Here is an 11,286-nt window from a genome sequence, read left to right on the forward strand (position 1 = left end):
TCGGCATGGTAATGCCAGTTGTATCAGCTTCCTGAAAAGCATCTTTTCCAATAAGACGGGTAGGCACTTGTCCGGTAATAGCAACGATAGGAATCGAGTCCATATAGGCATTGGCTAAGCCTGTGACCAGATTAGTAGCTCCTGGTCCAGAAGTTGCCATGCAAACACCTACTTTACCAGTGGTCCGGGCATAGCCATCGGCAGCATGAACCGCTCCTTGTTCATGACGCACTAAGATATGTTTTATATCAGAAAATTCATAAAGGGCATCATAGATATCAATTACTTGACCTCCAGGATAGCCAAATACGGTAGTAACTCCCTCTTTTTTCAAGAGTTCGATTAAAATTTGAGCACCCTTCATTTTCAATGCATTCACCTCACAATCACTTCATAGCCGCCCCTTGGTTCGTGGGCAGGGCTCTTTCAATATAGCGGCCGAGAAGGCCGTGGGTATATTTGGGTGGTGGGAGAACCAATTGTTCTTGACGTTTTTGTTTCTCTTCATCATTTATAAATAATTCTAATTTTCTAGATGGAATATCGATGAGAATTTCGTCACCGTCCTTGACCAGTGCAATCGGTCCCCGGTCATAGGCCTCAGGGGCAATATGGCCAATGCAGGGTCCTCGAGTTCCGCCGGAAAAACGACCATCGGTAACCAAGGCGACATCATGGCTTAAGCCCATTCCAACTATGGCCGAGGTTGGAGCCAACATCTCTCTCATCCCTGGACCTCCCTTTGGTCCTTCGTAGCGGATCACGATTACGCTCCCTTTCGAGATTTTCCCTTTAGTAATTTTTTCCATAGCCTCTTCTTCGCTATTAAAACAGACTGCTTTGCCTCGAAAAATTTTCATATCTTGACTAACACCAGATTGTTTAACAACCGCTCCTTCAGGAGCTAAGGAACCCCTTAGAATTGCAATGCCACCCTCTTGGGAATGAGGATTTTCCCGAGGTCGAATAACCTCATGGTCAACATACTGGACAGAGTCTTGTATTTCTCTAACCGAAACGCCACTCACTGTAGGATTATCTTCAATTAAATCTCCGAGAATTTTTTCAACGGCAGGAATCCCTCCAGCAAAGTGAAGATCTTCCATAAACAGTTCACCCGCAGGACGAAGGAGTACTAAATGGGGAACCTTCAAAGAAAGCTGGTTAAAAATGTCAAGATTGATTTCATTCAAACCTAACTCATTGGCCAAAGCTAATAAATGAAGGACGGTGTTAGTAGAACCACCCAAAGCTAAATCCATTGTTATAGCATTTCTAAGTGATGCAGAGTTGAGAATCATCCGTGGGGTTAAATTTTGCTTTATCAATTGAACAATTTGTTTGCCGCTTTCATAACTAATTCTTCGTTTTTCTGCTAATACCGCTGGTGCAGTTCCACAACCAGGTAGACTCATTCCCATGGTTTCAGTCAGACATGCCATGGTATTAGCAGTATAAAGTCCCTGACAAGATCCTCCACCGGGACAAGCTTCAGCTTCTAAGGCATTTAATTCTTTTTCACTCAATAGACCGGCATGATATTTTCCAACTGCTTCAAAGGTGTCTCGAACAAAGGAAAGCTTTCTTCCTTGGTAACGACCGGAAAGCATAGGTCCAGCTGTTACAACTAAAGCAGGTATGTTTAAGCGAGCTGCTGCTATAAGCATTCCTGGAGTAATTTTATCGCAGTTGGTGAGTAGTACTAAACCATCAAGGGCATGTCCCGTGGCAACTGCCTCAATGCTATCAGCAACTACATCGCGGCTGGGTAAAGAATACCGCATGCCTTCATGACCCATAGAAATGCCATCACATATTCCTGGAATTCCAAAAATAAATGGAGTTCCTCCTCCTGCTTCAATGCCTCTTTCGATAAAGCGCTCTAATTCACGCATATGGATATGTCCAGGAACTAAATCAGAATAGGAACTGGCTATTCCAACAAAAGGTCTTTCCATTGCAGAGCGTGATATTCCAGTAGAAAATAGCAAGGAACGATGCGGACAACGATCGGGTCCGTTTTTAACTAATTCACTTTTCATAAAATTCCTCCTTCATGATTTATTGTGGCAATCTATAAAGACTTAGAATAATAGTAGAAGTCAGGATAACAAAAAACCCCTCGTCCTCACAGGGACGAGGGGTTCTAAGAACTTCCCCGCGGTACCACCCGATTTGCCAACATATCAGCCAACTCATTACAGGTACGGGTAATTTTACCTATACCATCCTCTATAACGGGAGTTCCCGACCCGGCTTAATAGATACTCGTTCAGCCTGTAACTCCAGGGTGAGTTTCGGTATTTAAGCGGGTGCTTACTTTCAGCAAGTGGTAAGCTCTCTGTGACCCCTTCGATACCTACTGAGCCCCTTCATAGTTTTTAACAGCCCGATTATTATTGAAAAGATTCCAGGCCACACTATAAAAGTAGCAGAAATATACCACACTCAAACTAAAATTGCAAGAAAACATAAAAAATTTAATAAAACAAAAGAAGATAGATAGTTCCTTCTCTCTTGGTGGGAAGAGGCGAGGATACCGGTGAAATAAAATATTTACTATTCATTACTCATAATTCGCTTCTCACTGTATTTTCAAAACAGATATTTAAATATTTTTCCTTTATTTACCCAAGGAAATTTCTTTTTAAAAAGCTCCAGTATATATTGAAGTTCTGGATAATAAGAATTATAATTGTTGATGAGAATGATTATCATTATAAGTTGGTTGAGAGATGTTTTATAAAGAATGGCAAAAGACTTTATGGAAAAATAAAATAAAACTCACTTCCTGTCGACAAGCCATAATTAGGGTATTTGAAGAAAATCGAAAGCATCTTTCTGCTGAAGAAGTTCATGAATATCTTAAAAAAGGGGACCAAAAAGCAGGGATAGCTACAGTTTATCGTAATCTTGATTTGTTAACCAGAATTGGAATTTTACATCGAGTTAATTTTGGGGACGGTAAAGATCATTTTGAAATTACCCATAAACCCATTCATCACCATCATTTGGTCTGTAACAAATGTGGGAAAGTGGTTGATTATAGTGAGATTATGGGAGAAAGTGAGTTTGTTTCTTATCTAGAAAAAGAATTAACCAATCGATATGAATTTAAAATTGAGTCTCACCAAATTTATTTTTATGGACTCTGTGATAAATGTCGACGAGATTTAATTAAAGGGGATGGTTTTTTTGATCCTAAAACGAAGCATAGCTCCTAAATCAGCTGATTCAAATTATTCCTTAATTGACATGCTTCCTGGTCAAATCGGAACAATAACTGAGATTGATCATGGCCATGGGTTGGTGAGAAAACTTTGTTCAATGGGCATAGTACCCGGGAAAAAAATAATGAAAGTAAGCCAAATTTTAGTTGGTGGACCAATTGTAATTCGTATTGATGATCATGACCTTGCCTTGGGGCGTGGGATTGCAAGTCGGATTAAAGTTAGAATGGAAATATGAAAAAAGTTGTCTTAGCAGGGAACCCAAATGTCGGGAAAAGCGTTTTTTTTACCCGATTAAGCGGTATATATGCGGTTTCATCAAATTATCCTGGAACAACAGTTGAAATTTCTCGGAGTCAAATAAGTCGCGATGGAGTAAAATTTGAGTTGATTGATGCTCCTGGAACATACGCTTTGGAAGCCGATGCGGAAGCGGAAAAAATTGCCGGAAAGCTGATTGATGAAGCTGATATAGTTGTTAATGTAATTGATGCTGGTAACCTCGAGCGAAACCTTTACCTTACTTTTGAGCTTTTAGAAAAAAAGAAACCGATGGTGATTGCTCTTAATATGTGGGATGAGGTTCAGCGAAGGGGAGTCAGAATAGACATCCAAGCTCTTTCGCATATTTTAGGCATACCGGTTATTCCAGTAGTTGCTACTACTGGAGAAGGCATGAAGAAGCTCATTCAGACTCTTGACCATGCTCGAGTACCAATTATTGTGCCGAGTTCACACCAGGAACGTTGGCATGAAATTGGTCAAGTTATTCAAGCTGTGCAATCTTTTTCTTACCACAAGCCTACCTGGGTTGATCGTTTAAAGGAAGCCACCCTGTTACCGGTCAGTGGATTTCTCATTGGTTTAGGGGTTTTATATGGAGTATTTTGGGTAGTTCGGTTTATTGGTGAAGGACTGATCAACTATATTCTTGACCCACTTTTTTATCGATTTTACTATCCTCTCTTATTGGGTCTTGATAGGCATTTATCTTTTTCTCCTTTTTTAAGAACTATTTTAATCGGACATCTGGTTGACGGAAAAATCGATTTTGAACAATCACTCGGCTTGCTTTCTACGGGAATATACGTTGAATTGGGAGTTGTTCTTCCCTATATTATTTCCTTTTATTTTATTCTCGGGTTATTGGAAGATACCGGATACCTTCCTCGTTTAGCGGTTTTGTTGGATGGATTTTTTCACCGAATTGGTTTACACGGTTATGCCATAGTTCCTACTTTGTTAGGTATGGGATGCAATGTACCAGGAATAATGTCTACTAGAATATTAGAAAGCAAAACCGAACGATTTATAATATCAGTTTTGATTTCGATTGCTGTTCCCTGTGCTTCACAACAAGCCTTGATTTTTGGGGTTTTGGGGAAACACGGCACCATGCCGGTCATGTTGGTTTATTTCATCCTTCTCTTAGTATGGATTATCTTGGGGGTTATTTTAAAATACGCTGTAAAAGGATATCGTCCAGCTCTTGTTCTGGAAATACCTCCTTACCGTTTCCCCTATTGGAAAACTCTTCTTCCTAAATTGTGGCTTCGAGTGAAAGGGTTTTTAAAAGAAGCTCTTCCGATCGTTTCTTTGGGAATTCTGGCGGTTAATCTTCTATTTATGACCAATCTTTTCCCCTATATTGCGCAAGCTATCGGTCCTTTTTTCCAAAAATATTTAGGTCTTCCCAGTGAGGTTTCCTTGGTATTGGTGCTTGGTTTTCTTCGGAAAGATATAGCCATGGGCTTGCTCGCTCCCTTACAACTCACAGTAAAACAATTGGTCATCTCTTCGGTGATATTAGCTATGTTTTTTCCCTGTGTGGCAACTTTTATGGTAATTTTAAAAGAACTTGGAGTGAAAAAACTGATTCAAGGTACTATAATTATGCTTTTTGCATCTATTCTTACTGGATTAATCTTGAATTTGGTTTTATAATTTGACAACAATGAAAAGAATAAGATTTATCTTTACTTCCCCTTTATTGAGTCTCAAGTAAAGATTGAAAATTTTGAGAATAGAAGGGGTTGTTTAATGTGAGTGAAGAATTCATTCTTGTTTTGCAGCAGTTTTCTAATCCGGTTTTAGATGTTCTCTTTCGGTTTTTTTCCTTTTTAGGATCGGAATTATTTTACTTGTTTTTTCTCTCTTTCGTCTATTTATGCTTGAACAAGAAGATGGCCATCCAACTTGGTATTGTAATATTTTTTTCAATGTATATTAATTTTACTTTAAAGGAATTTTTCAATCTTCCTCGTCCTCAACACCCAGGACTACGGATTTTAGAAAATCCCGAAGGAAAATCTTTTCCTAGTGGCCATGCTCAATCGGTTGCAACTGTTACCTTTTTTTTAGCTTGGTCCTATCCCAAGAATATTTATTTCCTTTTAGCGATTATTATTAGCTCTTTTGTTGCGATTTCTCGGATTTACTTAGGGGTTCACTATCCACGTGATGTTATTGTTGGTGCAGTTTTAGGATTTATAATCGCTCTTTTTTTCTGGTATTTATTTCATCGGTTTGAGAGATTAAAGTTGAAATTTATGCCAGCAAGAGCCATTTTCTTGAGCTTGCTGGTGGGAGGGTTACTCTACCATTTTTCTTTCGACCCTTTATCAGCCCGGGTTGCCGGATCCCTTGGTGGAATTTTTTGTGGAACAATTCTCGAAAAAACTCTAATCAATTTTGTTTTACCATTGAACTTTAAGACTCGCTTAGCGCATTATGGATTAGGTATGGTTATGGTGATTGTTCTTTACCTTGGAATGAAAGTCGTTTTTCCGGTCTCGCTCTGGGCTTATTTTTTGCGATACTTTATTCTTAATTTTTGGATTGTTTTCATCACACCTTTGATTTTTTATAAGGTTTTGAAAAATAAGAAAAATTAAATCATTGTAACGATAAGGATTATATGAAAATCGAGGTAATAAAATCAAAGCTTAAGAAAAATGTTTTCAGCTGCATTCTAAGTTTGTATGGTTTTTATTAAACCTATCTTATAAACTATACCTGGATATCGACCCACAACTAAAGATTAAAAAACAATTTAAAAAAGAGAAAAAAGGTAGATTGCTTTTATTTTCCCGATCATCCAATATCATGAAGTAGCATGAAGGCCTATCCTGAAAATCCACGGGCATGATAAATCAAGCACCTACCAAAGAATATAAAATTGTAGGGGCACAATGTATTGTGCCCATTCTTTAATTAATGTAGCGGCATGCCATGATGTCGAATCCTTGGTTTTCATTTTCATATGGTGCCACAAAAGTGGCATGAAGGCCTATCCTGTAAATACAAAAATGAGTGAAAAGTGATCAAATAAAAATGAGAAATGCCCACCCCCCATTAATGGGTGAATGAATTGATACAATTGTTTTATTCAACTCAATACCACAACACGGCGAAATTCAGCTCCCAAGGGGAGGTGGGCGCCGTTCTATTTTGGATGGTTATCCTGAGAATTAGAAATAGAAATATTAATAAAAGAAGAGGTTGCCATGTCGCTATGCTCCTGGTAAAGACGGTTTTAAGAAAAGTATTTTTATTATCATCTGGTGCTGTAAAGCGGTAAGAGGATCTATCAAAAATTAAAGGAGGAATAGAAAAGTGAATTCAGTTGAAAAAATTGAAAGTGAACTTGATAATTTTAATTTTTCTGATAGAAAAAGAGCATTTTTAGAACTTAAGGCGCTGGCTGATCAGAAAAAGATTCTATTGCCCGATCCTTCCCCAAAAGTAAACCTCCATTTTCATACCTTTTTTTCCTTTAACGCTTATGGTTATTCCCCTTTGCATATTATCTGGCGGGCTCGAAAAGAAGGATTGTCAATGGCTGGCAGTGTTGATTTTGATGTTTTGGATGCAATGGAAGAATTCCTTTGGGGTGGGTTTGAAGTAAATTTACCAGTATCTAGTGGTATTGAAACTCGAGTGTATCTCCCTGAGTTTCACGATCGGGAATTGAGTTCTCCCAAAGAACCTGGAGTGGCTTATTTCATGGGAAATGGTTTTACTCGACTTCCTGAATCAGAGACAAAAACGGGTAAAACCTTGAGATATTTAAAAGAAACCGCCCAAAAAAGAAACAGAAGTGTTTTAAAAAGGGTGAATTCATACTTGCAACCGGTTGCGATTGACCTGGAAAAAGATGTTCTTCCGTTAACACCATCAGGAAATCCAACCGAGCGCCATTTAGTTATGGCCTATGCCATCAAGGCAGATCAAATATTTTCCGACCGGATAGAACAAGTAAAATTCTGGTCGGAAAAATTAGATATCTCCCCAGAGAAGGTTGAAAATTTTTTGAACCATAAACCTGATTTTTATGATTTTATTCGATCTAAATTAATGAAACATGGAGGTGTCGGATACGTCAAACCCGATGTGGGCGACTTTCCGACTCTCGAGCAGGTAACTGATATGATACTGGATTTGGGAGCGATTCCATCATTTTCTTGGCTTGATGGCACTCGAAGTGGAGAAAAAGATCCAAAAGAATTACTGGATTTCTGTGAAGCGAAAGGTATAGAAACTTTATTTATCGTTCCTGATCGAAATTGGGACCTCCCCGATAAAGAAGAAAGCCACTTAAAGCTTGCCAAGCTCTATGAAATTGTTGAAGAAGCGAAACGGAGAGAAATTCCCATTTTTGTAGGGACAGAATTGAATAAATTTGGTCAAAAATTTGTAGATGAATTCGAATCTCCAGCGCTAACTCCACTGACACCATATTTCATTAGAAGCGCTTGGATGCTTTGGGGCCATATTATTATGGAAAAATCTTCAAAGCGTGGATATACCAGCGAATGGGCAAAAAAGACTTTTCAAGATCGGAAAGTAAGAAATCGATTCTACTATCAAGTTGGTCAAACCGTGCCCGCAGATAGATACCAATTAGAACAAATAGGATCACTTTCATCTGAGGAATTGATAAAACGATGGGCATGATTTTGGTTGTGACTCCCAATCCATGCATTGATAAAACTCTTTTTGTTGAAAGTATTATTCCGAAACCAAAAATTAAGGTGGAAAAAGTTAAAGAAATTGCCGGTGGGAAAGGTTCAAATGTGAGTCGAGTATTGCGTCAGCTCGGCGTTGAAGTTGGGCATTTCGTTCTTTTAGGGGGATATACTGGACAAAGAGTAAAAAGCTTAATAGAGTTAGATGGAGTCTCGGTTTATCCTGCTTGGATTTCTCAATTAACCCGGGTTGTTACGACTATTGTTGATCGAAGCTGGCAACAAGTTGCGTATTTTGAGCCAGGACCGGTTATTTCCCCCCAGGAAATGAATCAAGTATTGTTGACCTTTGAAAAGATTATTCCATCAGTGGAGTTAATTGTGTTTTGTGGGAGTGTTTCTGACCAAAACACTCAAACTATTTATTATCGAATGATTCAGATTGCAAAAAAAAATAGGATAAAAACCATCATCGACAGCCGTGGGGTACCCTTGATTGAAGCCTTAAAAGCCCAGCCTTGGATGGTGAAAATGAATCGTGAAGAAGCGGAAGAAACCTGGGAGAAAAAAATTAATTGTGGCGATGACTTAAACAAATTTTATGAATTTCTCAATAGCAAGGGAGTTGAATATCTAATTCTCACCCTGGGAGAAAAGGGGGCTTGGTTTCGAGGAGAAAGAGTGTCTTGGTCAGGTTATCCCCCAAAAGTGGCCTCAATTAACCCAGTTGGGTCCGGAGATTCTTTTTTAGCAGCATTCATATTTGGTCTTATAAATGGGAAAAAATGGAATGAATGCTTAGGTTTGGGTATTGCCGCAGGAGCTGCTAACGCTCAGACCTGGGATGCTGGTGCGATAACCTGGAATGATATCCAACTTCTTCTGCTCGAAGTGAGAGTTGAAACTGGAAACATTTTTTAGGCAAGGGATCTCATCCTTCATCATTGAATAACAAATTGAAAAAGATGTTCTTGTCTGAATATATTAATTTCTTTTCCTGATCACAAGAGAAGGTTGGAGCAAACCTCAACATTGCTTTGGGATTGATAAATTAAAAAATTTTCTTTTTAAAACGAAACTTTTTAAGGTTTTGCATAATATTATATAAGTATAGAAAAAACGAACCACCTTACGATAATAAATGGGATAAAAGATTTTAAAAAAGATTGAAACAGCAGTTTTAGATTAATTTATTAAAAGTATAAAGAGTCTTTCCCCTCCTTGCATTTATGGGGGGCCGACACTATAATCGGCCCCCCATAAATGTTTTTAAACTGGTTTAAAGCACTTTTTGAATTATTTGGTTTAAGTCAACCAGCTGGAAAGCATGGAGATATTTATCCATGCTTTTTTCTATAGCTGAAATAACAATAATTTCCGCCTGGTAACCATTTTTTATTAAGTTTTGATACAAACATAATCGAGATTTTACGACTTCTGGTAATGACCAGATATAACGACACCCAGTTTTGGTTAACCAGGCTCTCCTTTCGGGAGTTAGCGAGAAAAAATCAGTTCCTATTTCTTCGGTTAAGAGCCATTTTTTCCAACGACCACTTTGGTAGACTGCTTGTTCTAAACTTTCCATTAATTTGGATAATTTAGCAATAGCTCCTTGTCTATTCAAGCGGATTTCAATATTTTCACATTCGAGGAGGGAGTTGTATTCTTCTTCGGTAAATTCAGGACCAACATTTGCACCGCCCATACCTGATAGAGGGTAGTCAATGGGATTTTCAACATAATCAGTATAATGGCCTTTGATAAATGATCCGTAGATTTTAGCTATTTGAACTAATTGTCGGGCTACCTGAGGATCAAAAGTTGTGGTATGAAGATCAGTCCCGACTTTTCCCACGACAAAAATTGGCCACACATCCGATAAACCCCGATTTTGAAGCTGAGTCTTTAAGCCCTTAAGAAAACTTTCAAAAACTGACAAGTCGGCTAACCCCCCATGCACTTCTTCAGTTCCTACTTCATAGGATATTGGGGGAAATTGGTGGCGTCGACGGAAAACCTCAGCGTGTTCAATTAATTCTACTGTTCTGGTAATCACGGTATCGATAGGTATAACTGAACCAGCGGGTAGAGTTTTGTCTACTGTAGGATCTACATGGATGAGGTCATACCCAGCTTCAATAGCAGCCTCGAATGATTTTTTTATCCATTCCATGCATTTTTTTAGAGGCCAGTGTTCTTGACTTTGTACATCTTTAAGCCAAGGACCGCCATGATCGATAGCAATAATGATTGGTCCATTGTAATTAATAGCTTCTGCCTCAAGCTTTACCATTTTTACAAATTCAAACTGATTCATCCCGGTATATCCGCCGTCTAAGTCAACTTGATTGAGAGTAGCGGCAAATTTTATCGGAGCATTAGCCCTTTGGGCTGATCTTAGGGCGGCTTTTATAACAGTTTCAGAATTAGGACAAGCAGCAAATAGCGTCCTTGGAATATTCTCAAAACCGCTTAATTCCATCATTTTTCTCATCAATAGATCACAGGTTGGTATGCCAAGCTTTTTTGCTTGTTCACGGATCTGACTATTGTCGATAGATTTTCGTTCTAGCATAAATATCCTCCCTTTCTATAATTAACAATTAAATTCTAAAAGAGTTAAACATTTTTAAAACAATTGGTTCTATTGGTTAGTTTATCATTCAATTTGGATCATTGTGCGGATAAAACAATATCTTCTTAATACACTGAACAGAATATCTGTTTAATTTCTTTTTTACAAAGAAGGAAAACAGGTAACGAGTTGATTTTTTTATAAAGATACTGGAAATTATAAGATTAGTTTATATAAATAAGCAAAGCATTGGAGATTGATAAAAACAGTTAATGGTTTAATAAAAGACATCCGAACTCTGGTGTATAATAATCGAATAATTTCTATCGTAGCAATTTTAATTTTTTAGCAACAATAGTATAATAAACTAAGTGTATCGAATAACTAATAAAGGTATGGTAATAAGCCATGTGGAACTACACTGAAAAAGTTAAAGATCACTTTCTTCACCCACGTAATGTTGGAGAAATTGAAAATCCTGATGCCGTGGGTATTATTGGGAATATTGTTT

General features: G+C 38.0%; 10 protein-coding genes and 1 other annotated feature. Of the genes, 7 read left to right on the plus strand and 3 right to left on the minus strand.

What is annotated here, in order from left to right:
• Positions 1 to 370 (minus strand): thiamine pyrophosphate-binding protein (locus tag PLK24_RS03975; protein ID WP_349770654.1); only part of this gene is annotated, 370 nt, incomplete at its 3' end.
• Positions 371 to 386: 16 nt separating this feature from the next.
• Entirely contained in the window at positions 387 to 2,042 is a 1,656-nt protein-coding gene (gene ilvD, locus PLK24_RS03980; RefSeq protein ID WP_324476507.1) for a dihydroxy-acid dehydratase, read from the minus strand.
• 87 nt (positions 2,043 to 2,129) lie between these two features.
• Positions 2,130 to 2,385: a binding site (T-box leader), on the minus strand.
• Positions 2,386 to 2,735: 350 nt separating this feature from the next.
• On the opposite strand from ilvD, the gene PLK24_RS03985 reads away from it, so the two are divergent.
• From PLK24_RS03985 to PLK24_RS04010, 6 genes are all read left to right on the plus strand, one after another.
• Positions 2,736 to 3,224 (plus strand): Fur family transcriptional regulator, encoded by a 489-nt coding sequence (locus PLK24_RS03985; RefSeq protein ID WP_324476509.1) that lies wholly within the window; start codon positions 2,736 to 2,738, stop codon positions 3,222 to 3,224.
• Positions 3,196 to 3,468, plus strand: coding sequence for a FeoA family protein (locus PLK24_RS03990; RefSeq protein WP_324476512.1), 273 nt, complete (start codon positions 3,196 to 3,198; stop codon positions 3,466 to 3,468). The genes PLK24_RS03985 and PLK24_RS03990 overlap by 29 nt, the downstream gene beginning before the upstream one ends.
• The gene (locus tag PLK24_RS03995) at positions 3,465 to 5,174 is read left to right on the plus strand and encodes a FeoB small GTPase domain-containing protein (RefSeq protein ID WP_324476514.1); all 1,710 of its coding nucleotides are present in this window, start codon (positions 3,465 to 3,467) and stop codon (positions 5,172 to 5,174) included. Before PLK24_RS03990 ends, PLK24_RS03995 begins: the two co-directional genes overlap by 4 nt.
• A gap of 98 nt (positions 5,175 to 5,272) precedes the next feature.
• The gene (locus tag PLK24_RS04000) at positions 5,273 to 6,124 is read left to right on the plus strand and encodes a phosphatase PAP2 family protein (RefSeq protein WP_324476516.1); all 852 of its coding nucleotides are present in this window, start codon (positions 5,273 to 5,275) and stop codon (positions 6,122 to 6,124) included.
• 721 nt (positions 6,125 to 6,845) lie between these two features.
• Positions 6,846 to 8,186 carry a hypothetical protein gene (locus tag PLK24_RS04005; protein ID WP_324476518.1) on the plus strand — a complete coding sequence of 447 codons (1,341 nt, stop codon included), beginning with the start codon at positions 6,846 to 6,848 and terminating at the stop codon, positions 8,184 to 8,186.
• Positions 8,183 to 9,118 carry a 1-phosphofructokinase family hexose kinase gene (locus PLK24_RS04010; RefSeq protein WP_324476520.1) on the plus strand — a complete coding sequence of 312 codons (936 nt, stop codon included), beginning with the start codon at positions 8,183 to 8,185 and terminating at the stop codon, positions 9,116 to 9,118. Before PLK24_RS04005 ends, PLK24_RS04010 begins: the two co-directional genes overlap by 4 nt.
• A 358-nt stretch (positions 9,119 to 9,476) precedes the next feature.
• Here the strand turns inward: PLK24_RS04010 and PLK24_RS04015 are convergent, their stop codons facing one another.
• A complete protein-coding gene (locus tag PLK24_RS04015; RefSeq protein WP_324476522.1) occupies positions 9,477 to 10,775 on the minus strand; it encodes a class II D-tagatose-bisphosphate aldolase non-catalytic subunit in 1,299 nt (432 codons plus the stop codon).
• 408 nt (positions 10,776 to 11,183) lie between these two features.
• Between PLK24_RS04015 and PLK24_RS11445 the strand changes: the two genes are divergently transcribed.
• Positions 11,184 to 11,286, plus strand: a 103-nt coding sequence (locus PLK24_RS11445) for an iron-sulfur cluster assembly scaffold protein (RefSeq protein ID WP_349770655.1), incomplete at its 3' end; no start/stop codon positions are given.

The organism is Atribacter sp. (assembly GCF_035418125.1).
Classification (GTDB): Bacteria; Atribacterota; Atribacteria; order Atribacterales; family Atribacteraceae; genus Atribacter; species Atribacter allofermentans.